Genomic DNA, 25,889 nt, shown 5'->3' on the forward strand with positions numbered 1-25,889 from the left:
GTGGATGATGCACTGGCTCTTCCTGTTGATGGCGATCGGCTGCACGTTCATGGCCGTGCGTACGACCTCGATGCCGTTGATGGTCGCGCTGATGCTGGCGTCGCTGGGCCTGTTCGTGGCCTGGATCATGGGGCGGCATGCACGCCGCCTGGGCGAAACGAGTCGCGACCCGTCGATGATGATCGACCCGGTCGAATTACGGCGCCTGCGCGAGCTCGCCGAAGCCCGTCGCAACACTGCCACGCCGCCGACGGAGCCACCGGCGCCGTGACCCTGCTCAGCGTCAACGTCAACAAGATCGCCGTCCTGAGGAATTCCCGTGGCGGTGCCGAGCCCGATGTCGTGCGTGCCGCGGAAGCCTGCCTGGCCGCCGGCGCACATGGCATCACCGTGCATCCGCGGCCGGACCAGCGCCACATCCGTACCGGCGATGTCCACGCCCTGTCGGCGCTGACCCGGGCACGCGGCGTCGAACTGAATCTCGAGGGCAACCCCTTCGCACCCGCCCGCGAGGGCTACCCTGGCTTCCTCGCGTTATGCGAGGCGGTCAGGCCGGCGCAGGCGACTCTCGTACCGGACGGCGATGGCCAGATCACCTCCGACCACGGATTCGATTTCTCCCGCGATTCCGAGCGGCTGCTCCCGCTGATGGCCGGACTCAAGGCGATGGGTTGCCGGGTCAGCCTGTTCGTCGACGCCGGCTGCGATGGTCTGGAAAGCGCGGTGCGGATCGGCGCCGATCGTATCGAGATCTATACCGGGCCGTTCGCCGAAGCCGCTGCGCGAGGCGGTGCCGTCGATGAACTTGCCCGCTGCGCGCGGACCGCTCGCGAAGCGCACGCATTGGGGCTGGGCGTGAATGCGGGGCACGACCTCAGCCAGGACAACCTGGGTGGATTCCTGGCTGGGGTGCCCGATGTACTCGAAGTCTCCATCGGGCACGCGCTGATCGGCGAGGCGCTGTATGCCGGCCTTGGCCCCACCGTGCGTCGTTACCTTGGCATCCTTGATGCGTCCGCTGGCGGAGACCAGGACTGACTGACGCCAGCCCTGGCTTCAGGACCGTCAGTTCCTCATCACGATGTTGTCCAGGCCGCTGGCCTGGGCCTGAGCGAGCGCGCTGACCAGGTGCTGGTAGTCGGCACCCTCCGATGTCTCCACCTGCAGCACGGTGCGGGGATCGTCGATGCCAGCTTCCTCAAGCCGCGTGCGCAGTTCGGCCAGCGTCACCGCCCGGTCATCCAGTGTGTAGTCGCCTGCCAACCCGACCCTCAGCACCAGATCATTGGGCGGTTCGACCGGTTTCACCGGAGGCACCCGCTGCGGAAGCATCACTTCGATGGGGCGTGACAGCATCGGAGCGGTGACCATGAAGATCACCAGCAGGACCAGCATCACATCGACCAGCGGCGTGATGTTGATCTCGGCCAGTTCGGAACGGCTTGCGGAAGCGGAGAACGCCATGGCACACCTCCTTCTGTCGGGAACCGTACCCCGGACGCTACGCCCGCGCCCGTACCGCCGCAAGAGGCTTCTTCCACGCAAAGAAAAACGCCGCCCCGGAGGGCGGCGTTCAAAGGTGTGTTGCGCGTCAGGGTTACTGCACAAAACCGATCTTGAGCATCTGCGCGTTCTTGGCGGCGGCCAGTACCTTGGCCATCACGTCGTAATGCGCTTCCGAGTTCGCCTCGATGCGCAGTTCCGGCTGGTTGGTCGGATCGCGCTGGACCTCGTTTTCCATCCGGGTCTGCAGGTCCGTCACGTTCACCGGACTGTTGTTCCAGTAAAGCGTGCCGTCGGCGTTGATCTTCAACTCGATCGGCGGCGGCGGTTCCTTGATCTGCGGCGGCGGGTTGATCACGCGCTGCGGCAGGGCCACTTCGATCGGGTACGTCATGATCGGCGCGGTCACGATGAAGATGATCAGGAGCACCAGCATCACGTCCACGAGGGGCGTGACGTTGATGTCGGCCATGGGACCCTTGTTACCACCGCTACTGAATGCCATGGCTTACTGCCCCTTCTCTTTCGTGGCCACGTAGCCGATGTCCAGCATGCCCTGACCCTGCGCGATCTTGGTGACGTCGGCGATGACGCCCATCTTGGTCGTCTTGTCGCCACGCAGGTTGAGCTTCGGCTGCGGCTGCAACTGCGCAACGCTGGACAGACGCGATTCGAGGATCTCCTTGCTGACCGGCTCGTCGCCCCAGTACAGGTCACCGTTCTCCTTGACGGAGATGGTGATCGGCGGGGTCTTCGGACCGTCGTCGTCATCCTTCGCGATCTGGGGGGTTTCGGGCAGGTCGATCTTCACCTTGTGCGACATCAACGGCGCCGTGATGATGAAGATGATCAGCAGCACCAACATCACGTCCACGAGGGGCGTGACGTTGATCTCGGCCATCGGGCCACCGCTATTACCACTACTGAAAGCCATGACGGGCTCCGTCTAGAACGTTGCGTTGACTGCTTGTACCGCCGGCTCAGCGAACGCGCGAGCCGGTGGCGAAGAAGTCGTGCAGGTCGTGCGCGAACGTGTCGAACTTGGCGATGACGGCCGCATTCGTCTTGCTGAAGAAGTTGTAGGCGAACACCGCCGGGATGGCGACGAACAGACCGATGGCGGTCATGATCAGCGCTTCACCCACCGGGCCGGCGACGGCGTCGATCGAGGCCTGGCCGGTCGCACCGATGCGGATCAGGGCGCCGTAGATGCCCCACACCGTACCCAGCAGACCCACGAACGGCGCGGTCGCACCGACGGTGGCGAGCAGTGTCATGCCGCCCTGCAGGTTGGTGCTCTCACGGGTCACGGCCTGGCGCAGTGCGCGGTCCACGAACTCGGAGCGGCTCAGCGTTTCGCCCGAACCTTCCGAACGCTGGTGGTGCGCAGCGGCCTGGGCGGCGTCGAGGGCGATCTTGGAGAACGGCTCGTTCTTCGGCTGTTCTTCCATCAGGCGGATGGCGTCCTGCGCGTTCGGGGTTTCCCAGAAGGCGCTGGTGACGCGATCAGCCTGGCCCTTCAGGCGGGTGCTGCGAAGCACGTTGATGACGGTCCAGTACCAGGACATGGCGGACATGATGACCAGGGTGAGCAGCACGACCCAGGAGACGATGAACTCGCCGGGCTTGCTGACCATCTCGCTGATCATGTGCTCGAAGCCCATCTGCGACAGGGCATTCGCGGCGTTGTTGCCCCCGGCGGCGGCGGCGAAAAGGGTTTCCTGCAGCATGACGCTTACCTTTATATAAGTGTTGATTGAGGGTGTTGCGGGTTTGAAAGCATGAAACAGTGGCCGGGGTCTATGGGTATGGGCCCCGGTCCTCCTTACAGCGTGAAGTCCACCGGCACTCGCACACGGCCCGCAGCCTTCTGGCCATTGACGACCGACGCATTGAAACGCCACTTGCGTGCGGCATCGATCGCGGCGCGGTCGAGATCACGGTTGCGGCTCGATTTCTCCACCGACACGTTGGTCACGTTGCCGCTTGAGTCCACGTCGATGATAAGGACGACCGTGCCCGTAATCCCCGCACGCGCAGCCGCAGGCGGATAGCGAGGCGGGTTCATGTTCTTCGACGAGATATCAACGCTCGCGCCGATGTCCGGCGACGGCGACGGCGGCGACGGTGGCGACGGCGGCGTTACGATATCGGTCGGACGCGGCTCGGCGATGTCGACCGGCGGGGCTTCCGGCGGCGGCGGCAACGGCGTGGTACGCGGCGGCGCCAGATTCTTGACCGGCGGCGGCGGCGTATCCTGCGGCGGCGGCGGCGGCGGCGGCGGAGGGGGCGGCGGCGGAGCGTCGACGATGACGACCGAAGTCCGGCGTTCCTTTTCCTTTTCCGCAGGCGGAGCGACCGCCGGAATCAACAGGGCAAGCAGCGCGGCTGCATGCAATGCGATCACGAAGGCAATGCCGATGATACGGGGCCAGTTGAGGCTGTTGTCCTCTTCCTGTTCCCGGTACCTGTTGATGACCAGTTGTTCAGCCATGCGCCAATTAACTCAAGGTTGATACGGGCGCCGGGGCGCCTCGTTGATTCTGGATCCTGCCGGCGTTTTTCACCGGCGGAATCCCCAGCTTATACCAATCTGACGCCCCGGTGCCATCATCCGTATGGATTTTTGGCCTTCGGTGTCAGTGGATCGTATTCACGGCAGCGCGATGATCTTCTTCGCGTCTTCCGGCTTCTTCAATCCCTTATCCAGCGCGGCGCGGGCAGCCACCTTGGCTTCCGGAATCCGGTCTTCCTGCCACAGCACGCGCGCCAGGTTGAGATAGGTATCGCCGTTGGGCGCGAGCGGGGCAGCCTTCTGCCATGCCTCGATGGCCTGCGGAATCTGCTCGGAATAATAGTAGGCCTGCGCCAACGCGAGCTGGGTCTGGTAGTCCGGCTTCAGCACACCCTTCTGCAGGCCCTCATTGACGACGGAGATGACTTCCTTCTCCTTGCCGTCCATGTTGGCGTACGTCACGTAGAGCTGGCGATATTCTTTCTCTTCCGTCAGCTGGCCGGCTGCACGCATCTTCTCGAGCGTGGCTGCCGCCTTGTCGAACTGGTCCGCCTGCTGGTACGTGGATACCAGATTGAGCTGGCCCTTCTTGTCGGCCGGATTCTTGGCGGCCATCTGCTCGGCGATCTTCACCGCTTCGGCGGGACGATCGGCGTTGACGAGGGAAGCCAACAACAGGCCGTACCAGTTGTCCTTGGGTTCGGTCGTCGATGCGATGGCCTTTTCGAGCACCGGGATGGCTTCCGCGTACTTCTCCATCTGGTACAGGGCTTGGCCCTTCTGGATCAGATCTTCCGGCTTGTTGGACTTGGTCTCGGCCAGGTAGCGGTCGAGGTTGGCCATGCCGGGGGCGAACTCGTCGTCCTGCAGCTGCAGCTGCGCCAGCATTACCATCGACTGGTAGTGACCGTTGTTGTCGAGTGCGTTCAGATCGATGACCTGCTGCAGGAGCTGCTTGGCGGTCGCGGTGTCGTCCAGGTTGTAGGCCGCCTGCGCACCGAGCTGGGCCGCCATCGCCTTGTCGTACTCGTTCGCGTTGGGTTCGGCCAGCAGTTCCTTCGCCAACGTCAGCGTCTCTGCGTCGTTGTCGTCCTTCTCGTACGCCTTGAAGAGCTTGCCGAGCTTGCCCTGCATCTTGCTGGAACCCTTGAGCTTGGGTTCCTCACGCGTCGCATCGGGATAACGCACTTCGGGCTTGCCGCTGTTCTTGCGGCCGCCGCGGTCGGCCGAGCGGGCGTCGTACGCCACGGCATCGGCAACGATGGCGCCACCAAAGGCGGCCAGCAGCATCAGGCTGAGAAGGGTTTTCTGCGGCGTGCGGTGCTTCATGTCTGAACCTCGTGGGGCCATGCAGGGGAGGAAGGATCCTTGCCGTCTGCGTGCGGGGCCGGCAAAGCTATCAGAAACCGGGGGAGGGCGGATACCGTTTCAGGTGCTGCTTCGCAGCAATACCCTGGCGTGTGTCAACCGCATTTCGGTGCGTTTCCGGCCTTCCTGGCCGCCTCGTACGTCGGGACGAGGGAGGGCGCGTCGCGTTCGAGTTCGCGGATGCGATTCGCCGGATCGGGGTGGGTCGACAGCCATTGCGGCGAGCGACCGCCACTGGCCGCCATCATGTTCTGCCACAGGCCGACGGCCTGACGGGGATCGAACCCGGCTTGCGCCATCAGGCGCTGGCCGACGACGTCGGCCTCGCTTTCCTGCGTGCGCGAACCAGGAAGCAGGAACGCCGCTTGCGCCGTCATGCCACCCAACTGGTTGACGGTGCTGGCGGCACCCTCACCATAGCGAGCACCCGCGAGCGCACCCACGATGCCCAACCCGGCCTGCGCGCCCATCTGGCGGGTGATGCGTTCCTCGTGATGGCGCGCGATCACGTGGCCGATCTCGTGACCCAGCACGGCGGCCAGCTGATCCTGGTTCTTTGCGACGGTGAAGATGCCGGTATTCACGCCGACCTTGCCACCCGGCAGCGCGAACGCATTGGGCTCCTTGTCGGTGAAGACCGCCGTTTCCCACGCGACGTTGCGCTGTGCCGGCGGCAGCTGCCGCACCAGGGCATTGACCACGCAGGTGACGTAGGCGTTCTGTTTCGCATCCCGGTTGAGGGTTTCCTTGGCCTTGGTTTCGGCGAAGGCCTGCGCGCCCAACTGGTCCAACTGCGCCTGGGAAACGCCGCCGACCATCTGCGTGCGGCCGGTAGGCGAGGTAGTGGTGGCGCAGGCCGTCAGGCCCAGCACCATGGCGGTTCCAAGGATCCGGAGTTTCATGCTCGCCCCCTGCGACATTGCGTGACACCAGAGTCTGGGCAAGCGCGTCTTAAACTTTCGTCAATCACACTAGACGGACGCGCCACCGTAAACCTGCAGGACAGCCAGCGCTATCGCATTGTTCAGGATATGGGCGGCGATGGGCGCCCACAGGGTGCCGGTCCGGCGGTAAACCCAGGCGAAGATCGCGCCCATGCCGGCGTAGACCAGGATCAGGAAGACCGTGCTGCCTACCGGCTTGCCGTTCAGTCCCGGCAGTTCGTGGACCAGGGCGAACACCAGGCTGCTGAGCACCAGGCCCAGCACCGGCCATCCGGCCCGCCACAGCCTGCCAAACAGGACGCGCCGGAACAGCAGTTCCTCGTACAACGGCGCCAACACGACGGCGAACAGGGCCAGGAACACGGGGAACCGCGCGAACCCCTCCTTGATCACGTCGAGGTTGCTGGGTTCGAGGTCCAGCCCCTGCGCGCGACCAGCTGCGCTCATCAGCGAACTGAAAAGGAAGGTCGCCAGTCCTGCCGCCAGCGCCCAGCACCAGGTGCCCGGACGACGCGATCGATTGATGGACCCGAGCCGTTCGGCCGGTGTCGCCCGGCGACGCCAGAAATACAGCACCAGGGCCGTACCGCCTGTGCTGACCAGCGTCATGACGATCAGGAAGAGGACGGGCGGCGTGCCGATCTGGGCCTGCAGCGCCTGCGCATCCAGCGAGCCTGCCTGCTGCCGAGCGAGTTGCACGCCGCGCCATGCGGCCCAGCCGAACAGGCCGAGCATCAACGTCGAGAACGACAGGGTGATGGCCAGCGCCACGTCAAGCGCGAATGCCGGCAGCACGCTGCGCAAGGGCAGGGGGGTAGGCGCCGCAGGCGCGACGTCGGGCGTGGTTCGCACGTCGCTCATTCGCGCCGCGTCAGACGTCGAGGTTCGACACCTTCAGCGCGTTGTCCTCGATGAACTCGCGGCGCGGTTCGACGACATCGCCCATCAGCGTGCTGAAGATCTGGTCGGCGGCCACCGCGTCTTCGATGCGCACCTGCAACAGACGACGCGTCTCGGGATTGACGGTGGTATCCCACAACTGCTCGGGATTCATTTCGCCGAGGCCCTTGAAGCGCTGGATGCTGCGGCCCTTCTTGGCTTCTTCCAGCAACCACGCCTGCGCGTCGGCGAATGTCGCCACCGGCTGCGCCTTGTTGCCGCGGACGACCTGCGCACCATCGCGCACCAGGCCATGCAGCAGGGCAGCGGCTTCGCGCAGCGGACGCAGTTCGCCGGTTTCGAAGGCCGACAGCGACAGCACCTGCACCAGCTCCTCGCCCATGTGCCGGCGCGTGGCCAGCAGCGCGGCGGGGCGTTGTTCGGTGGCTGGCTGCAAGGTCAGCGCATAACGCGCACTACCGATGCTGCCGCGATTGAGCTTCGCTTCCAGCGCGTCCAGTTCGTGGCGTTCGTCGACATTCCGCTGCAGGTGTTCGGCGTCGAGCGGGGTGAAGTCGATCAGCGATTCCAGCAGCACCGGATCGTAGCGGTGCGCATTGCGCGCGATCGCGTCGCGTGCGGTGGTGAAGACGAGCAGCAACTTCTCCAGCGCCTCGCCGGAAATCGGCGGTTCGCCGTCGGCGGGAATCAGCGATGCACCTTCCACCGCGTTGTTCGCGAGGTAGACGTTGAGCGCCGCGTCGTCCTTCAGGTACAGCTCCTGCTTGCCCTGCTTGAGCTTGTACAGCGGCGGCAGGCCGATGTAGATGTAGCCGCGCTCGATCAGCTCCGGCATCTGCCGGTAGAAGAAGGTCAGCAGCAGCGTGCGGATGTGCGAGCCGTCGACGTCGGCGTCGGTCATGATGATGATGCGGTGGTAGCGCAGCTTGTCCGGGTTGTACTCGTCCTTGCCGATGCCGGTGCCGAGCGCGGTGATCAGCGTGCCGACCTCGGCGCTGGCGAGCATGCGGTCGAAGCGCGCACGTTCCACGTTGAGGATTTTTCCCCTCAAAGGCAGCACCGCCTGGTTCTTGCGGTTGCGGCCCTGCTTGGCGGAACCGCCGGCCGAGTCGCCCTCGACGATGAAGAGTTCGGACAGCGCCGGATCCTTCTCCTGGCAGTCGGCCAGCTTGCCGGGCAGGCCAGCGATATCGAGTGCGCCCTTGCGCCGGGTCAGGTCGCGCGCCTTGCGCGCTGCCTCGCGGGCACGGGCCGCATCGACGATCTTGCTGGCGATCGCTCGGGCTTCGTTGGGGTGTTCCTGCAGGAACTCCTCCAAACGTGCGCCGAACGTGCTCTCAACGACCGGCCTGACGTCGGAACTGACCAGTTTTTCCTTGGTCTGCGAGGAAAAGCTCGGATCCGGCACCTTGACCGACAGCACGGCAATCATGCCTTCCCGCATGTCGTCGCCGGACAGGTTGACCTTCGCCTGCTTCGCGATGCCGTTCTGTTCGATGTAGTTGGTCAACGTGCGCGTCAGCGCCGCACGGAAGCCGATCAGGTGGGTACCGCCATCCTTCTGCGGGATGTTGTTGGTGAAGCAGAACATCGTTTCCTGGTAGGCGTCGGTCCACTGCAGCGCCACGTCCACCACGATGCCGCTGGCTTCGCCGGTGACCGAGATGACATTCGGATGCAGCGGCGTCTTCAGCTGCGCGAGGTGCTCCACGAAGCTGCGAATGCCGCCTTCGTAGTGGAAATCGTCATGACGGCCGTCGCCGCGCTCATCGACCAGCACGATCTTGACGCCGGAATTGAGGAACGACAATTCGCGCAGGCGGCGGGCCAGGATGTCGTAGTGGAACTCGATATTGCCGTGGAAGGCGGTCACCGATGGCCAGAAGCGCAGCGTGGTGCCGCGCTTCGTGGTGTTTTCGATCTGGTTCAACGGTCCCAGGGCCGCACCGTGACTGTATTCCTGGTGGTAGTGGAAACCGCCCTGGAAGATATCCAGCTGCAGCTTCTCGGAAAGGGCGTTGACCACGCTGACGCCTACGCCATGCAGGCCACCGGACACCTTGTAACTGTTGTCGTCGAACTTGCCGCCGGCATGCAGGACCGTCATGACGACTTCGGCCGCCGAGACGTCCCGACCCAGCTTGGCGCTCATCTGTGCATGCTTGCCGACCGGAATGCCGCGACCGTTGTCCGAGACCGAGACCGAGCCATCGGCATGGATCGTGACCGCCACGTGGTCGGCGTGGCCCGCCAAGGCCTCATCGATGGAGTTGTCGACGACTTCGAACACCATGTGGTGCAGGCCCGTGCCGTCATGCACGTCGCCGATGTACATGCCAGGACGCTTGCGGACTGCTTCCAGACCTTCGAGGGCGGTGATGCTGTTGGCGTCGTACGTGTTGCCGTTCGGTGCAGAAGAGGTCGTTTCGTCGGTCATTCGCTTCGTGTCGGCTGCATGGCAAACGCCGCGCCACCAGATTGGTGGACGCTCTGCGGGGGCCAAAGGATCAATGCGGAATTATAGCACTGGTGGGCACTTAGCCCTGCTTCAGGGGTTTTCGACCCGATCAACCACCCCTTGTTCCACGTGGAACAGGGTGGTCGGGATGCGGGTGTCGTCCAGGCCCGCCGGACGCTCGGTCCCCGTGATGAAGACCTGGGCACCACTTGTCAGCAGGCGTTCGAGGATCCGGCGTTGGTGGTGCCGGTCCAGCTCGGAGGCCAGGTCGTCCAGCGCGATCACCGGCCATTCCCCGCGTCGGCGGGCGAAATCCTGCGCCTGCGCCAACAGGCATGACAGGGCTGTCAGTTTGGCCTGGCCTCGAGAGAGGGTTTCACGTTGCGGAAGGCTGGAGTAGTCGATGCGCCAGTCGGCCCGGTGCGGGCCGACGGTCGTGTATCCGGCGGCACGATCCCGGTCCCGCGACAAAAGCAGCGCATCCGCCAGCGAAAGTTCATGGCGACGCCAGCCGGGCTGGAACTGGAGGGACGCAGCACCCAGGGATGGGGCCAATTCGTGCACGATGTTGGTCACTTCGCCCTGAAGCGCGTCCAGATAGCCTTGGCGGTGGCCTGTCAGCGGTTCCCCCGCTTCCGCCAGCTCGTGATCCCATGCATCCAGCTGTGCGCCCCCTGTTCCGGCCTTGAGCAGGGTATTCCGCTGTTTCAGCGCGCGCGCATACCGGCGCCACAGTGGCAGAAACCCACCTTCGCGCCCCTGTTCCACGTGGAACAAGCCCCAGTCCATGAATCGTCGTCGTGGCTCGCCTCCACCTGTCACCAAGGCGTGGCTGCCGGGTTCGAAGCTGACGACCGCCAGGGCGGCGCAGAGATCGCCCAACTGGGCGACGTTTTCTCCATCCAGCCGGCCCGCCCATGCCTGTCCGCTGTGTCGCAGCCCCGCCCGACGCTGGCGCCCTTGCGCGGACTCCCGCCATTCCACAAACACCTCTACCGCCTCGGCTCCCGTTCGCACCAATCCGTCCCGTACGCGCCCGCGGAAGCTCCTGCCGTACGCCATCAGGTGCAAGGCTTCCAGCAGACTGGTCTTGCCGGCGCCGTTGTCGCCGGTGATCAGGTTAAGGCCGGCCTCCGGCATCAGCGAGACCGACGGAAAACGTCGTAACCCGCTGGCTTCCAGGCGTGTCACCTGCACGGGGGAGAACTCCCGCACGGTGGCTGGCGCGAGCGAGGGGCGGCAATACGGGCGGCGGACAACAGCGTCATGGCTCAAATTCTAGCGTGGGCGATTGCGCCGGCCGTGGCGGATCCGTTGCAGACGCCTGAAACAACATCGCCCGGCACAGGCCGGGCGATGCATCGTGTTCCACGTGGAACAGACGGGTCAAAGACGCAGCGGCATCACCACATGGCGTGATTTCTCGCTGCTCGCCTCACGAACCAGGGCCGACGAATTGGCATCGCGCAATTGCAGGACGATATGTTCGTCGCGCAGCGCCGACAGGGCATCCAGCAGGTAGTTCACGTTGAACCCGATCGCCAGGCCGTCGACCTTGGTGTCGGCTTCGATCTCTTCCTGCGCCTCTTCCTGCTCCGGGTTGTGGGCACTGATCTTGAGCTGGCCGGGCGATACCTCCACGCGGACGCCCCGATACTTCTCGTTCGACAGGATGGCCGCACGCTGCAGGGCAGCCCGCAATACTTCGCGATCCAGCAGCACTTCCCGATCCGCACCGATCGGAATCACCGCGGCGTAGTCCGGGAAACGGCCATCGATCAGCTTCGACGTGAAGGTCACATCGTCGCGCTTGACGCGGATATGGCTGCGGCCGACTTCCAGTTCCAGCGTGCGATCGCCACCTTCCAGCAGACGCTGGAGTTCGGTGACGCCCTTGCGGGGCACGATGATCTGGCGCTTGCCGACCGGCGCGCCTTCCAGCTGCGATTCGCACATCGCCAGGCGGTGACCGTCGGTGGCGACGCAGCGCAGCGTGCGTTCACTGAGGTCGAACAGCAGTCCGTTGAGGTAGTAGCGCACATCCTGCTGGGCCATGGCGAACGACGTGCGTTCGATCAGTTCCTTCAGCGTCGCTTCGGGGACCTCGATGCGTTCGGTCGCTTCAACCTCGTCCACCGACGGGAAGTCGTTGGCAGGCAGCGTGGCAAGGGTGAAGCGGCTGCGGCCGGCCTGCACGGTGACCTTGTCACCGGTCTGGCTGACGGTGACCTTGCTGCCATCGGGCAGGGCGCGAATGATGTCGAACAGCTTGCGCGCCGGAATCGTCGTTTCTCCGTCCTGCGCGTCATCGACTGCGCTGCGGGAAATCATCTCGACTTCCAGGTCGGTACCCGTCAGCGACAGCTGCCCGTTCTGCACCTGTACCAGGAAATTCGCCAGGACCGGCAGCGTCTGCCGGCGTTCGACCACGTTGACCACTTGGGCCAAGGGCTTGAGGAAGACTTCGCGCTGCAGACTGAAACGCATGAGTATTGGAGCCCCTTCGCTTTGGATTTTTAAGACTAAAAGCTTAAAAGCTGGTGGTGGTGGTAGGCCGGAAAATCCGGGAAAACCTACATAACCACATGAATCTGTTCTGTTTTTTCTTCAACCAACCCGGTGGACATGGGGTGGTGAACCTGCAGTCAAACCTGTGGACAACTTTGAACGCTGAAACAGCACACATCTTATCCACAGATCGGCCATCCACTTGCCCACGGAGTTGTCCGTTGCCCGCCTTGATCGCCCTGTCTACAGTGGCGCTATGGCCTGCGGAAACGAACTGCAACCGAACGGCAACTCCCAACCATCAATCCGGTCCCGCGTACCGCCACAACGCGTATCCACGAAATCCCGGCATCGTGACGATCTTGTCCGGGCGGCGTGGGCGCCATCATTCTGACGTCGCGCCGCGCGCTTGAACACGTTGCCGCGTTTACTCGCTGAGCTTCCGGATCAATTTGTCCCAATCTTCCCGCAACTTGCCATCCGCTTCCATCAACGTGCGGATCTGTCGGCAGGCGTGCAGCACGGTGGTGTGGTCACGGCCGGCGAACGCGTCGCCGATTTCCGGCAGGCTGTGTTCGGTCAGTTCCTTGGCCAAGGCCATCGCCACCTGCCGCGGACGTGCCAGTGAACGCGTCCGCCGCTTGGACAGCAGATCCTTGATCTGCAGGCCGTAGTAGTCTGCCACGGTCTTCTGGATATTAGGGATGCTGATCGCCTGCTGCTGCGCGCGCAGCAGGTCGCGCAGGGTTTCCTGCGCGAACTCGGGCGTGATGGCGCGGCCGGTGAAGTTGGCGCGCGCCGCCAGCGTGTTGAGCGCGCCTTCCAGATCGCGCACGTTGCTGCGCATCTTCTTGGCCAGCAGGAAGGCCACGTCGTCGGGAATCTGCGCGCCGCGTTCGTGGGCCTTGGCCAGCACGATCGCCGCACGCGTCTCGAAGTCCGGTGGATCGATCGCCACGCTCAGGCCCCACGCCAGGCGCGACTTCAGGCGCGGCTCCAGGCCTTCCACTTCGCGCGGATAGCGGTCGCAGGTCAGGATGATCTGCTGGCGGCCGTCGAACAGCGCGTTGAAGGTGTGGAAGAACTCTTCCTGGGTGCGGTCCTTGCCGGCGAAGAACTGGATATCGTCGATCAGCAGCGCGTCGACTTGCTGGAAGCGGCGCTTGAACTGGTCCATCGATTTCTCGATCAGCGCCTTGGTCATCGCACTGAAGAACTGCTCGCTGCGCAGATAGAGCACGCGGGCCCTCGGATTCTGCCGCAACATCTCGTTGCCGGCGGCGAACATCAGGTGGGTCTTGCCCAGGCCGGTGCCCCCGTACAGCAGCAGCGGGTTGTGCGAGCGGTCGCCCGGCTTCTGCGCGGCCTGCCACGCGGCGGCACGACCCAGCTGATTGCTGCGGCCCTCGACGAAATTGTCGAAGGTGTAATGGGTGTCCATGTTGCCCGCGAACGGTTCCGACGGCGCGGCGATACCCGTGCCGCTTGCCATGGCGGCTGCGGGGGGCGCGTCGATCGCCTTGCTGCGGGACCCGATCTCCAGCGATACATCGTCGTGGCCGGCGAAATAATCCAGCAATTCGCGGATGCGGCCGAGGTAGCGCTCACGCACCTGTTCCACGATGAAGGCGTTGGGCGCGTACAGCACCATCGCATTGCTGCGCTGCTCGGCCTGCAAGGGCTTCAGCCAGGTGTGTACATCCTCGGCCGGCAATTCGGCTTCCAGGCGTTCGAGGCAACGGGGCCAGGCATCCATCAGGTGGAACAACTCGCGAGTGGGGTCGAACAGGCCATCCCGCGTTGCCGCGGGCAGCGCGGGGCGGGATCAATGGGGTCGGCCAGACTACCACCGGCGCCGGTACCCGCCAACGATCCTGTGCATAAGATGTGGATGAGTGGTCCCGGGGCACGCCATTGCGGTGCCGCGCGGGGATCCGTGTATCGAAAGGACATGAGTGGTTGACCGTAAGCTGGTGGCTCCTATAGAATTTCCGGTTCTTTCCACCCGAACTCGCCCGAGGGCCCCATGGCCACCAAGCGCACTTACCAACCCAGCAACCTCAAGCGCAAGCGCGACCATGGTTTCCGTGCCCGTATGGCCACGGCCGATGGCCGCAAGATCCTGGCCCGTCGCCGCGCCAAGGGCCGCAAGCGCCTGACCGCCTGATGGCTTGGCCGTCGATGGACGGCCGGCATCCATGCGTTCCCTGCATCGAAAGGAGCCCGCCCGTTCACGAGCGGGCTTCTTGCTGAGATGACCACGGCCTTCCCGCGCAGCGCGCGGGTGCGCGCAGGCGCAGATTACGCGCGCGTGTTCGAGCAGGCCCGCCGCACCTCCGATCCACTGATGAGCCTGCACTGGTTGCCGGGGAATGGACCGGCGCGCCTCGGCCTGGCGGTGTCCCGCAAGGTGGACACCCGCGCCGTGGGGCGCAACCGCATCAAACGCCAGCTGCGCGAACACTTCCGTCGCCTGCGTGCCACGTTGCCCGGTGGCGACTACGTCGTGGTCGCACGCACGCCTGCGGCGAAAGCCGATACGGGCCAGCTGCGCGCGACCTTCGAACGCACGCTGATACGCGCCGGTGCATTGCCGGCACCGGCACCGGGCGGCACAATGCCGCCGGGCTTGAATTCGCCTGCGCCGCCACCCACTCCTTCTTCTTCGACCAAACCGGTTTCCGACGCCGGTTGAGATTGCCTGCCTGATGAACCAGACCCGTGTATTCCTGATCTTCGCCTGGCTGATGGTGGCGACCCTGCTGTGGCTGGAATGGAACAAGGCGGATCCCGCGACCCCTGCGGTCGCCGCGCAGACGACCAAGGCGGCGGGCAGCACCGTCCCGGCCGCAGTCGCACCCGATGCGGCGTCGACTGGAAGCGTGCCGAGCGCACCCACCGTGGCGCCGATGCCGGCGGCTGCGGCACCCGGCACCGCGGCACCGCGTGTCACCGTGCAGACCGACGTCCTGCGTCTGGTGCTGGATGGCGGCAGCGTGCTGGAGGCAGACCTGCTGCATTACCCGCTCAGCAAGGTGCCTGGCAGCGGCCCGGTCCGCCTCTTCAGCGAAGACCCGCAGCATTTCTACGCGGCGGAAAGCGGGTGGGTCAGCAGTGCGGCGAAGGCGCCCGACCACCATGCCTTCAGGCCCGAGAACGGCGCCGGCGACGTCGCCCTGGCCAAGGGTGCCGACAGCGTCAGTGTGCCCTTCATCTGGCAGGGCGCGGATGGGGTGACCATCCGCCGCACCTACACCTTCACCCGCGCCAGCTACGAGATCGAGGTCCGCGACCAGGTCGTCAACGCCGGCAGCGGTACCTGGCAGGGCACGATCTACCGCCAGCTGCTGCGCACGCCGCCGCAGGTCAAGAGCGGCATGACGAATCCGGAATCCTTCAGCTTCAACGGCGCCACCTGGTGGGACGGCAGCTACCAGCGCCGCAAGTTCAACGAGGACTACCTGGAAGACGGCCGCGTCAACCAGCAGGTGAAGGGTGGCTGGATCGCGATTCCGCAGCACCACTTCTTCAGTGCGTGGATTCCGCAGGCGGACGACACCACCACCATCTCACTCGACAAGCCCGACAACGGCACGCGCGCGCTGATCCGCGAGATGGGTCCGGGCGTCAACGTCGGTCCCGGCCAGCAGGCCACGACCACCGCGCGCCTGTGGGTCGGCCCGAAGCTGGTCGACAAGATCCATGCGATCAAGGCGCCCGGCATCGACCGCGTCGTCGACTACAGCCAGTTCGCGATCCTCGCGCTGCTGGGCCAGGGCCTGTTCTGGGTGCTGAACTTCCTGCACGGCTTCATCGGCAACTGGGGCTGGTCGATCATCGGCCTGGTGATTTTGGTGAAGCTGGCGCTGTATCCGCTGTCGGCCGCGCAGTACAAGAGCTTCGCCAAGATGCGCAAGTTCCAGCCGCGCATCCAGCAGCTGAAGGAACGCTACGGCGACGACAAGCAGAAGTTCCAGGTCGCCATGATGGAGCTGTACAAGAAGGAGAAGATCAATCCGATGGGCGGCTGCCTGCCGATCCTCGTGCAGATGCCGGTGTTCCTGGCGCTGTACTGGGTGCTGGTGGAAACCGTCGAGCTGCGCCAGGCGCCGTGGTTCGCATGGATCCAGGACCTGACCGCGCGCGATCCCTACTTCATCCTGCCGGTGCTCAACATGCTGGTGATGTGGCTGACGCAGAAGCTGACGCCGGCACCGGGCATGGACCCGATGCAGCAGAAGATGATGCAGTTCATGCCGCTGGTGTTCGGCGTGATGATGGCCTTCTTCCCCTCGGGCCTGGTGCTGTACTGGGTCACCAACGGCGCGCTGGGCCTGTTGCAGCAGTGGTGGATGACCAAGCGCCACGGCGAATCGGCCACGCCGCCGAAGACCGCGATCGCGAAGTAATCCGCACGCGCTGCAATGCCACGAAGCCCGCCCTCCGGCGGGCTTCGTGTTTCCGCTACCCTGAAAGCTCTTCTGCGAATCCGCACCCATGACGCCAGCCCAGGACACCATCGTTGCGATCGCCAGCGCGGCTGGTGCGGGTGGCGTTGGTGTCGTGCGCCTGTCCGGACCCATGGCCGGCGCGATCTCGAACGCGATCTGCGCACGTGCGCTGGCGCCGCGCCATGCGCACTACGTCCGCTTCCGCGATGGCGACGGCGAGGTGATCGACGACGGCATCGCGCTGTCGTTCCCGGGTCCCGCCAGTTTCACCGGCGAAGACGTGGTCGAACTGCAGGCGCATGGCAGCCCGGTCGTGCTGCAGCAGCTGCTTGCACGCGCTTGCGCACTCGGTGCGCGCATGGCGCGACCCGGCGAGTTTTCCGAACGCGCCTTCCTCAACCACAAGCTCGATCTCGCCCAGGCCGAGGCCATCGCCGACCTCATCGCCGCCGCCGATGCGCGAGCGGCCCGTGCGGCGCGTCGTTCGCTCGACGGCGTGTTCTCCGAGCGCGTCGACGGCATCGGCCAATCGCTGCTGGCGTTGCGCGTGCATGTGGAAGCGGCGATCGACTTCGCCGACGAATCCATCGACACGCTGGGCGGCGAACAGGTGCGCGCGCGGCTGGCAGACGCGCGGCAACGTCTGGATGTGCTGATCGCTGATGCCGAGCGCGGCCGCAAGCTGCGCGATGGCGTGCATGCGGTGATCGTCGGTCCGCCGAACGCCGGCAAGAGTTCGCTGCTCAATGCGCTGGCCGGCAGCGACCGCGCCATCGTCACCGATGTCGCCGGCACCACCCGCGATACGCTGCGTGAAACGATCCGCCTGGACGGACTGGAACTGCATCTGGTGGATACCGCCGGACTGCGCGAGGGCGGCGATGCGATCGAGCGCGAAGGCATGCGCCGTGCGCGTGCGGAACTCGCCCGCGCCGACGTGGCGCTGGCGATCGTCGACGCGCGCGATCCCGACGCGGGCCGTGCGGCGATCCAGGAGGGCATCGAGGGTGTGGGCACCGTCCTGTGGATCCACAACAAGGCCGACCTGCTGGTTGATGTGCCGCCGGACACCGACGACCGCGTGTACGTGTCCGCCGCGCATGGCATCGGCCTCGACCGGTTGCATGCACGGCTGCGTACGCTCGCGATGGGATCGGCCAGCGACGGCGGCGACGGCGAGTTCTCCGCGCGCGCCCGCCACGTGGAGGCATTGCACCGCGCCGCCGGCCACGCCTCCGCGGCGGCCGACCAGCTGCACCACGAGCAGCTGGAACTGGCGGCCGAAGAGTTGCGGCTGGCCCATGATGCGCTCGGCGAGATCACCGGCCGCCTCAGCGCGGACGACATGCTCGGCCACATCTTTTCCACGTTCTGCATCGGTAAATAGTCACAGCTACGCGCAGACGCAATCGAGCGGAAAGCACGAATCGATTGAACAGCTGTGCCAGCTCCAGAGAGGACCGTGGAATCCGCTATTCTTGTGCCCTGAGTGATACGGGAGCGGGAGACAACGTGGCTTTCAACGAGGAAGAAACCCGCTTCCACCTGATCGACCCTGTCCTGCGCGGCAAGGGATATGACGACCCTCAGCGGATCAAGTTGGAAACTCCCGCCCCGGTGGAGCCGACAGGGCCGAAAGGCCGCCGTCGCAAGGGTGCGGGTCGCACGGACTATCTGTTGTGCGTGCAGGTCGGGGGCATGCCCTCGTGCATGCCGGTCGCCGTGCTGGAAGCCAAGAAGGAATCGGAAGATCCGTTGAAAGGCATGCAGCAGGCCAAGGGATATGCGGACTGCAAGCGCTTCGATGTGCAGTATGTCTTCGCCAGCAACGGGCATCTTTATGGCGACTACGACAAGCCGAGCGGGCTCCAGGCCGGTCCGCATCCCATGCATGACTTCCCCTCACATGCCGATCTGTGCACCCGCTACGCGAAGGACAAGGGAATCGATCTGACATCGGCTGCCGCAAACGTGCTGTTTCAGGCCGATAGCCCGGCATGGGCGCAGAGCCGCTACTACCAGGACGCTGCCATCCGGGCGGCGTTCGAGAAGATCATCGTGGAGCAACAGGCAGGCAACGCGCCGCGCGTCCTGCTCACGCTCGCCACGGGCGCAGGCAAGACTATCATCGCCACCAACCTGTTGTGGCGCATGGCGCAGGCAGGCATGTTGCCCAAACCCGCGCTGTTCCTGTGCGATCGCGATGAATTGCGCGAACAGGCCTATACGAAACTGAAAGCGGCTTTCGGCGGGAACGCCCGCATCGTGCAGACCGAACGCGGGCAGAATGCGGCCGCGAATGCGCGCGTCCACATTGCCACCTACCAGACATTGGGCATCGACGAGGATGGCGACGGCAGCTTCCTGACCGATCACTACGGTGAGGACGCCTTCAGCGTCATCGTCATCGACGAGTGTCACCGCTCGGCGTGGGGCAAGTGGTCGCAGGTCCTGACCCGCAACCCCAACGCCATCCACATCGGCCTGACGGCTACGCCGCGCAAGCTGAAACCCGCCAGGCGGGAAAAGCAGTCGAGGGCGGTGGAAGAGGCCGTCGCGGCGGATGACGCCATCACGGCACACAACGTCCAGTACTTCGGTGAGCCGGTGTACGAATACACCTTGGCGCAGGCGCAGGAGGATGGCTATCTGGCCGCCTGCGAGATCATCAAGCGCAAGGCCGACATCGATGCCCGCACCTTCACGCGCGAGGACGTCCTGCGCGCGGGGGTACGGGACATCAAGACCGGCAAGCCGCTGGTCGAAGAGGACCTGACGAAGGCCGAATACACGGGCAAGGACTTCGACGACGAGCTGTTCATCGACCTGCGCACGCCGAAGATGTGCGAAGACCTGTTTACGCTGCTCTGCGAGAACGGGGGGCCGGAACAGAAAGTCATCATCTTCTGCACCCGTGACATCCATGCCGACCGCGTGGCGATGCAGATGAACAACCTGTACGCGGCGTGGTGCCGCGACCACGGGCGCGAGCGCAAGGACAGCTACGCCTTCAAGTGCACGGCGGCTGCGGGCGCGGACAAGATTGAAACCATGCGTGGCAGCGGCGAGCGGGACTTCATCGCCTGCACCGTGGATCTTCTGGAAGCGGGTGTGGACATCGAGCGTCTGAACGCGGTGGTGTTCTTCCGCTACCTGCAGTCGGCCATCAAGTTCTACCAGATGGTCGGTCGCGGCACGCGCATCCACGAGGAAACGCAGAAGTACAAGTTCTGGCTGTACGACTACACCGGCGTTACCGACCTGTTCGGTACGGAGTTCATCACGGCGGCACCCAGGACCGGCGGCGCAGGCGGAGCCGGCGGGGCGGATGGTGGAGACGGGGGCGACGGTGACGGGTACGCATCAACGCCGGTGGCCGGGATCTCCCTGGGAGAAAGCGAGCGCGTGGTGGTGAATGCGCAGGGCCGCTTCATCCTGGCCAACCGCAATGGTCAGGCTACGCCGATCCCGGTGGACGAGTACCGGCGCGAGGTGATGGCGCGGGTGCTGTCCGAAGCGCACAACCTGGACGATTTCCGCCGGCTGTGGATCGAGGCGCGCAAGCGCCGCCAGTTGATCGATCATCTGCTGGGCGACAACTTCAGTCCGGACGTGATCCGGGAGGTGGACCGAATGGGCGAGTTCGACCTGTACGACTTCTTCGGCAAGCATGGGTATCACGCGCGTGCGCTGCGTCGACAGGAGCGTGGCCAGGCTTACGTGAGCCGCCATGCGGCTTGGTTCGATGGCATGGCGACGAACGCGGCCATCGTGCTGAAAGGACTGGGTGCACAGTTTGCACAGGGCGGAACCGAAGCGCTGGAAACCTCTGCTCTTTGGGACGTACCGGAGATCGCCCGTGCGGGAGGCGTTGATTCGCTTCGCATGCTGGGTAACCCGGCTGACGTGATGCAGGATGCCAAGGTGAGGTTGTTTGGCGTATGAAGCTGGCGGATTGTTGTGATTTTTACAGTGGCGGAACCCCTGAGAAGGGAAAGATCGAGTTCTGGAATGGTCAGATTCCCTGGTTCTCACCTAAAGACATCAAGTCCTTCGACTTGTCTAGTTCTCAGGATCAGATAAGCGACGAAGCGATTGAGGGATCGGCAGCACGACTCGTTGCGGCCGGAACAGTTCTGGTTGTGGGGCGGTCTGGCGTACTTGCGCATACGTTGCCGGTTGGAATCGCCAGGCAAAACTCCTCGTTCAACCAAGACATCAAGGCCCTCGTTCCAAAAGCAAGCTTTGATTCGGAATTCTTGGCTCTATTTTTGAGGGCACAACAGAATTTCGTCCTGCGTCATGGCGTAAAGCGTGGTCCTACCGTGCACAGCCTGATTGCCGGCTTTCTTGATGAGCTCGAAGTCCCTGAGTATCCGTTACCAAAGCAACGCCAGATTGCCACCAGCCTGAAAGCCCAACTATCCGAAGTTGAGGTTGCAACGCGGGCTGCAAAAGAACAGCTCAGGGAGTTGCGTCTGCTACGAAGTAGAGTGGTTGATTCGACCTTCGATAAGTTCGAAGTAACGCAGCCAATCGCGGCTACTGCGAAACTTCAGTCAGGTTTTGCCTTCAAAAGCGAGGACTTCCAACTTTCTGGTACACGGCTGCTTCGAAACACGAATATTCTCCCGGGAAAGGTCTATTGGGATGACGTAGTCCATCTAGACGAGGTTGAAGCACGTCGCTATCGGAACTATTCGCTTGCAAGGGGTGACATCCTTGTCAGCCTTGACCGCCCTCTAATATCGAGCGGCATCAAAGTAGCTCGTGTTTCCGGAACTGATCTTCCAGCGTTGCTTGTGCAGCGAGTCGGGCGATTCCTGATGAAGAAAGAATTCATTGACGCAGACTTTTTGTGGGCTTTCCTGCACTCCTCACGTTTCATTGCAGGAATATCTGGCCACGACCAAAGCCTTGGTGTACCCCACGTGTCGCCGGCACAAGTCGAGGCAATAGAAATTCCGCTATTGCCAATCGATGTGCAGAAAGAGGTCGCCCTTAAACTGAAAGAGGCGCTAGCCGAGACCGATGCCATCCATCAAGCCGCCATCGCCCAACTGGCGGAGATCGAACGCCTGCCGCAGAAGCTGCTGGCGCAAGCCTTTCCACCACAAGGAGACGTGAAATGACCGGAAAGCACTCCACACCGCATCCGACCACGTTCGACAGCATTCGCCATGTCGATGACGAGGGCAATGAATACTGGCGTGCGCGCCAGCTGGCGCAGGTGTTGGAGTACTCCGAGTACCGGCACTTCCTGCCTGTCATCGAGCGGGCAAAAATCGCCTGCGAGAACAGCGATGAGCGCGTAGACGACCATTTCGAGGATGTCCTCGGAATGGTGGCCATCGGCTCCGGCGCCCAGCGCCCTGTGGAAGACGTGCACCTGTCACGTTACGCCTGCTACCTGATCGTGCAGAACGGCGACCCTTCCAAGCCTGTGATCGCCCACGGCCAGACTTACTTTGCCCTGCAGACCCGGCGCCAGGAACTGGAAGACGACCGCAAGTTCGCCCAGCTGTCCGAGGACGATAAGCGCCTAGCGATCCGCAACGAACTGGCCGCACATAACAAGTACCTGGCGGCAGCGGCCAAGGAGGCAGGCGTGGACAGCCCGTTGGACTACGCCATCTTCCAGGATCACGGCTACAAAGGGCTGTATGGCGGCCTTGGGGCCAAAGACATCCACACCCGGAAGGGCCTGAAGAAGAGCCAGAAGATCCTCGACCACATGGGCAGCACGGAACTGGCCGCCAACCTGTTCCGCGCCACCCAGACCGAAGAGAAGCTGCGCCGCGATCAGGTACAGGGAAAGACACAGGCCAATCGCACCCACGAGCAGGTTGGACAGAAGGTCCGCCAGACCATCCAGGAACTCGGCGGCACCATGCCGGAGCACCTGCCCGCGCCCGAGAGCAGCATCCGGCAGCTCGAGACGGCCAAGAAAAAGCAACTGAAGAAGAAAGACACGTAATGGCACGTCCCAGGAAATCACCCGCCGCCAAGCCCCCCAAGGCTATCGGCAGCACGCAGTCGCTGTCCGCTTTCGTGAAGAGCATCTGCGATGTGATGCGGCGCTCGAACTGCGCCAGCGCCCTGCAATATGTCCCTGAGCTCACCTGGATCCTGTTCCTGCGCATCTTGGATGCGCAGGAAGCCCGCGATGCCGAACAGGCCGAAGTACTCGGTGCCGACTTCTCCCCCGCGCTGCGCAGCCCCTATCGCTGGCAGGACTGGGCCGCACCCTGGTCGGACAAGGCCGATCACCCGAAGACGCCAGAAGGAAAGCGACAAGGCTGGAAGCGGCAGGCCCTGTTCGCCGCAGGCGACGGCAGGCTGTTCGACTTCATCAACAAGGAACTGCTGCCGCACCTGCATGCGCTCGATATCGACTTGCGCACGGGCCTGCCGAACCCGGCGGCCACACCCAAGCAGCGCATCATCGGCCGCATCATGACGGCGGTGGAGCGCGTCCGCGTGGACGACGAAGCCAACCTGCGCGATATCCTCGACCGGGTGCACGAGATCAATATCGATCACGTGGACGACACCCATTTCTTCACCCTGTCGCAGGTCTACGAAGACCTCCTGCTGAAGATGGGCGAGAAGAACTCGGACGGAGGCCAGTTCTTCACGCCGCGCGAGGTCATCCGGGCGATGGTGCACACCGTCGACCCCTCACTGGAGCAAACGGTGTACGACCCCTGCTGCGGCACGGGCGGCTTCCTCGCCGTGGCGTACGAACACATTGCGCGGAGGCTAGGACAGGTTCCGCTCAGTACCGACATCGAAAAGCTGAAGCACGACACTTTCTTCGGCCGCGAGAAAGAGAATCTGGTGTTCCCCATCGCGCTGGCCAACCTGGTGCTGCACGGCATCGACCAGCCCAACCTCTGGCACGGCAACGCATTGACCAAGCGCGCCACCTACGCTGCGCTCTTCCAGCAGGCGCCCGCGCAGTTCGACGTGATCCTGACCAACCCCCCGTTCGGAGGGAAAGAGGGCAAGGATGCGCAGAAGAACTTCGCCTTCGAGACCGGGTCCACGCAGGTCCTGTTCGTGCAGGACATCCTGGCCGAGCTGGCACCTGGCGGTACCTGCGGCATCGTGCTGGATGAGGGCTTGCTGTTCCGCACCAACGAAAGCGCGTTCGTCGAGACGAAGCGGAAACTGCTGGACGAATGCGACCTGTGGGCCATCGTGAGTCTGCCAGGCGGCGTCTTTTCCACCGCGGGAGCCGGCGTCAAGACCAATCTGTTGTTCTTCACCAAAGGCAAGAAAACCGAACGAATCTGGTACTACGACCTGTCGTGGGTGAAGGTCGGAAAGAAAACACCGTTGACGCTTGCGCATTTCGGTTTCGCCAAAGACGGCAGCATGCTGGACGAAAAGTCCTTGCCGGCCGCGCTTGTGGCGGAGTGGCAGGCTGACGAAGCCAACGCGGGCCAGTCGTTTCCCAGCTATGCAAGGTTGTTATCGCATCGGGGTTTGCCTCAGGGCAACAGTCGTTACTCCTGGACGGTGGATATCGCCGCTCGCCGGGCAGAGGCGCGAGGGAAGATCGAGCCGTTGCTGGATCGAGCGGCGGACATCAAGGCCAAAGTGGTCGATCTGAAGGAAGCCCTGAAGCAGTCAAAGCGCGACAAGGAAAAGGCAAGAAAGATCGAGGCGCTGGAAGCCGGTATCCGCGAACAGGAAAAAGCGGCACGCGAGCTTGAAGCAGGGGCGGCGGATATCGACGCTACGGTATTTGACCTGAAAGCAGTCAACCCGAACGCGATCACCGTGATCGACGACCGCACCCCGGCCCAGATCGTCGCCAGCATTGAAGCGCAGGGACGCATCGTGGCCGAGGCACTGGGTCGGCTGAACGCTCTGCTTGCGACGCCGGCATAGCAAGATCCGGCAGATGTGCAGTAGCCCGCCAAAAGTGTGACAGACATCAAGTGTGAGCCCCGATGCGGCGACGTACTCTGGCGTCCGGGTAGGGGTACCCGGAAGGCATCGCGCCATTCCAGCCCGGACGGGGCCTGGCAGGCGGCGGGCCCGAGCTGAGATTCGCGATACCCGGTTCCGCGCTGCCGCGCGGGTCGATGGGCTGTCGACACCATTAGAAACGTACTTGGGGGAGTTGAAACGATGTCCTTGATCCAGACCACCGGGCGCCTGCGCTACGCCGTGCCGCTGCTGCTCATCGTCGCGCTGGCGGCGTGCTCGAAGGACGAGGCTGCCGCGCCTGCGGCGACCCCGGCCGCTGCGCCCGCAGCGCCGCCACCGCCCGCGGTATCCGCCCAGGTCCAGGCGATGGATGCCGATGCGCTGCGCGAGGCCGCCACCAAGGCGCTGCGCGAGAACCGCATCTACGCGCCGGGTGGCGACAACGCCATGGAGTATTACCTGGCCCTGCGCGACAAGCTGCCGAACGATCCGGGTGTCAGCAGCGCGCTGACCGACCTGATGCCGTACACGCTGATCGCCGCCGAGCAGAGCATCGCCCGCGAGGAGTTCACCGAGGCCCAGCGCCTGTCGGCGATCATCGAGAAGGCCGATCCGAAGGCACCGGCGCTGCCGCGCCTGCAGCAGAGCATCGCGGCCTCGCAACAGGCCGTTGCCCAGCGCGCCGTCACCGACGAGGCCGCGAAGACCAAGGCGGCGGAAGATGCCCGCCTGAAGGAGCAGCAGCGCTTGACCCAGGTGGCGGAGCAGCAGCGTGCGACCGAAGCTGCAGCCGCGCAGCAGCTCGTCCAGCAGCAGGAAGCCGCGCGTGCGGAAGCCGCGCGCCAGGAAACCGAACGCCAGGCGGCTGCGCAGCGGGAAGCCGCGGAGCGCCAGGCCGCCGCCGCGCGCGCTGCGGTTCCCGCCGCCGCCGCGCAGGCGCAGTCCCTGCGCGCGGTCAGCACGCCGGCGCCGCGGTATCCGCCGGAAGCGCTGCGATCGGGCACCAGTGGCGAAGTGCTCGTGGAAATCACGGTAGGCACGGACGGCTCCGTCACCAACGCACGCGTGGTACGCGCCAACCCTGCCCGCGTATTCGATCGCGAAGCGCTCAATGCGGTGCGACGCTGGCGTTTCGAGCCGGTCGACGCACCGGTCACCACGCGACGCACGATCGGCTTCAGCCCCGGCTGATCGCCGCGGCATCCGCATGACGCGAAACGCCGGCCCCGTGCCGGGCTTTTCTTTGGGTAATTCCTAGCCAAACCGGACCAAATCTTCGAGGATTTGGTCATGAAGCATTG

The 25,889-nt window shown here is 64.3% G+C and carries 23 protein-coding genes; 11 read left to right on the forward strand and 12 right to left on the reverse strand.

Annotated features, from left to right (window positions below; all coding sequences use genetic code 11):
* Positions 1-7: 7 nt before the first annotated feature.
* Positions 8-271, forward strand: a complete 264-nt coding sequence (locus V7060_RS12590; protein ID WP_334179591.1) for a hypothetical protein — start codon at positions 8-10, stop codon at positions 269-271.
* Complete coding sequence (locus V7060_RS12595; RefSeq protein ID WP_334179592.1) at positions 268-1,038, forward strand: pyridoxine 5'-phosphate synthase; 771 nt, start codon at positions 268-270, stop codon at positions 1,036-1,038. The genes V7060_RS12590 and V7060_RS12595 overlap by 4 nt, the downstream gene beginning before the upstream one ends.
* Positions 1,039-1,065: 27 nt before the next feature.
* Here V7060_RS12595 and V7060_RS12600 read toward each other — a convergent pair whose 3' ends face one another.
* The 12 genes from V7060_RS12600 to dnaA form a co-directional block, all read right to left on the reverse strand.
* Complete coding sequence (locus V7060_RS12600) at positions 1,066-1,464, reverse strand: biopolymer transporter ExbD (RefSeq protein WP_334179593.1); 399 nt, start codon at positions 1,462-1,464, stop codon at positions 1,066-1,068.
* 133 nt (positions 1,465-1,597) lie between these two features.
* Positions 1,598-2,008, reverse strand: a complete 411-nt coding sequence (locus tag V7060_RS12605) for a biopolymer transporter ExbD (RefSeq protein WP_334179594.1) — start codon at positions 2,006-2,008, stop codon at positions 1,598-1,600.
* Between the two features lie 3 nt (positions 2,009-2,011).
* The gene (locus V7060_RS12610) at positions 2,012-2,437 is read right to left on the reverse strand and encodes a biopolymer transporter ExbD (protein WP_334179595.1); all 426 of its coding nucleotides are present in this window, start codon (positions 2,435-2,437) and stop codon (positions 2,012-2,014) included.
* Positions 2,438-2,483: 46 nt separating this feature from the next.
* Positions 2,484-3,233 carry a TonB-system energizer ExbB gene (gene exbB, locus V7060_RS12615; protein WP_296278708.1) on the reverse strand — a complete coding sequence of 250 codons (750 nt, stop codon included), beginning with the start codon at positions 3,231-3,233 and terminating at the stop codon, positions 2,484-2,486.
* Between the two features lie 95 nt (positions 3,234-3,328).
* Positions 3,329-3,997, reverse strand: a complete 669-nt coding sequence (locus V7060_RS12620; RefSeq protein WP_334179596.1) for an energy transducer TonB — start codon at positions 3,995-3,997, stop codon at positions 3,329-3,331.
* Between the two features lie 159 nt (positions 3,998-4,156).
* Positions 4,157-5,347, reverse strand: coding sequence for a tetratricopeptide repeat protein (locus V7060_RS12625; RefSeq protein WP_334179597.1), 1,191 nt, complete (start codon positions 5,345-5,347; stop codon positions 4,157-4,159).
* 134 nt (positions 5,348-5,481) lie between these two features.
* Positions 5,482-6,288, reverse strand: coding sequence for a M48 family metallopeptidase (locus V7060_RS12630; RefSeq protein WP_334179598.1), 807 nt, complete (start codon positions 6,286-6,288; stop codon positions 5,482-5,484).
* 69 nt (positions 6,289-6,357) lie between these two features.
* Positions 6,358-7,191: a CPBP family intramembrane glutamic endopeptidase gene (locus V7060_RS12635; RefSeq protein ID WP_334179599.1), complete on the reverse strand. Its 834-nt coding sequence runs from the start codon at positions 7,189-7,191 to the stop codon at positions 6,358-6,360.
* A 10-nt stretch (positions 7,192-7,201) separates the two neighbouring features.
* On the reverse strand, positions 7,202-9,667 hold the full coding sequence (gene gyrB / locus V7060_RS12640; RefSeq protein WP_334179600.1) for a DNA topoisomerase (ATP-hydrolyzing) subunit B: 2,466 nt from the start codon (positions 9,665-9,667) through the stop codon (positions 7,202-7,204).
* A gap of 111 nt (positions 9,668-9,778) precedes the next feature.
* A complete protein-coding gene (gene recF, locus V7060_RS12645; RefSeq protein WP_334179601.1) occupies positions 9,779-10,885 on the reverse strand; it encodes a DNA replication/repair protein RecF in 1,107 nt (368 codons plus the stop codon).
* A 189-nt stretch (positions 10,886-11,074) separates the two neighbouring features.
* On the reverse strand, positions 11,075-12,175 hold the full coding sequence (dnaN, locus tag V7060_RS12650; protein ID WP_334179602.1) for a DNA polymerase III subunit beta: 1,101 nt from the start codon (positions 12,173-12,175) through the stop codon (positions 11,075-11,077).
* A gap of 448 nt (positions 12,176-12,623) precedes the next feature.
* Positions 12,624-13,952 (reverse strand): chromosomal replication initiator protein DnaA, encoded by a 1,329-nt coding sequence (gene dnaA, locus V7060_RS12655; protein ID WP_334179603.1) that lies wholly within the window; start codon positions 13,950-13,952, stop codon positions 12,624-12,626.
* A gap of 270 nt (positions 13,953-14,222) precedes the next feature.
* Between dnaA and rpmH the strand changes: the two genes are divergently transcribed.
* The 9 genes from rpmH to V7060_RS12700 all read left to right on the forward strand — a co-directional run bounded on the left by rpmH (position 14,223) and on the right by V7060_RS12700 (position 25,779).
* Entirely contained in the window at positions 14,223-14,363 is a 141-nt protein-coding gene (gene rpmH, locus V7060_RS12660) for a 50S ribosomal protein L34 (RefSeq protein ID WP_027083663.1), read from the forward strand.
* An 87-nt stretch (positions 14,364-14,450) separates the two neighbouring features.
* A complete protein-coding gene (gene rnpA / locus V7060_RS12665) occupies positions 14,451-14,891 on the forward strand; it encodes a ribonuclease P protein component (protein ID WP_334179604.1) in 441 nt (146 codons plus the stop codon).
* Positions 14,892-14,904: 13 nt separating this feature from the next.
* On the forward strand, positions 14,905-16,605 hold the full coding sequence (gene yidC / locus V7060_RS12670; RefSeq protein ID WP_334179605.1) for a membrane protein insertase YidC: 1,701 nt from the start codon (positions 14,905-14,907) through the stop codon (positions 16,603-16,605).
* A gap of 88 nt (positions 16,606-16,693) precedes the next feature.
* Positions 16,694-18,034: a tRNA uridine-5-carboxymethylaminomethyl(34) synthesis GTPase MnmE gene (mnmE, locus tag V7060_RS12675; protein ID WP_334179606.1), complete on the forward strand. Its 1,341-nt coding sequence runs from the start codon at positions 16,694-16,696 to the stop codon at positions 18,032-18,034.
* 125 nt (positions 18,035-18,159) lie between these two features.
* On the forward strand, positions 18,160-20,592 hold the full coding sequence (locus V7060_RS12680; RefSeq protein ID WP_334179607.1) for a DEAD/DEAH box helicase family protein: 2,433 nt from the start codon (positions 18,160-18,162) through the stop codon (positions 20,590-20,592).
* Positions 20,589-21,779 carry a restriction endonuclease subunit S gene (locus V7060_RS12685; protein ID WP_334179608.1) on the forward strand — a complete coding sequence of 397 codons (1,191 nt, stop codon included), beginning with the start codon at positions 20,589-20,591 and terminating at the stop codon, positions 21,777-21,779. The genes V7060_RS12680 and V7060_RS12685 overlap by 4 nt, the downstream gene beginning before the upstream one ends.
* Positions 21,776-22,624: a DNA damage-inducible protein D gene (gene dinD, locus V7060_RS12690; protein ID WP_334179609.1), complete on the forward strand. Its 849-nt coding sequence runs from the start codon at positions 21,776-21,778 to the stop codon at positions 22,622-22,624. Before V7060_RS12685 ends, dinD begins: the two co-directional genes overlap by 4 nt.
* A complete protein-coding gene (locus tag V7060_RS12695; RefSeq protein ID WP_334179610.1) occupies positions 22,624-24,546 on the forward strand; it encodes an N-6 DNA methylase in 1,923 nt (640 codons plus the stop codon). The genes dinD and V7060_RS12695 overlap by 1 nt, the downstream gene beginning before the upstream one ends.
* 243 nt (positions 24,547-24,789) lie before the next feature.
* Positions 24,790-25,779: an energy transducer TonB gene (locus tag V7060_RS12700; protein ID WP_334179611.1), complete on the forward strand. Its 990-nt coding sequence runs from the start codon at positions 24,790-24,792 to the stop codon at positions 25,777-25,779.
* The last annotated feature ends 110 nt before the right edge of the window (positions 25,780-25,889 follow it).

This window comes from Pseudoxanthomonas sp. (genome assembly GCF_036845285.1).
Classification (GTDB): domain Bacteria; phylum Pseudomonadota; class Gammaproteobacteria; order Xanthomonadales; family Xanthomonadaceae; genus Pseudoxanthomonas_A.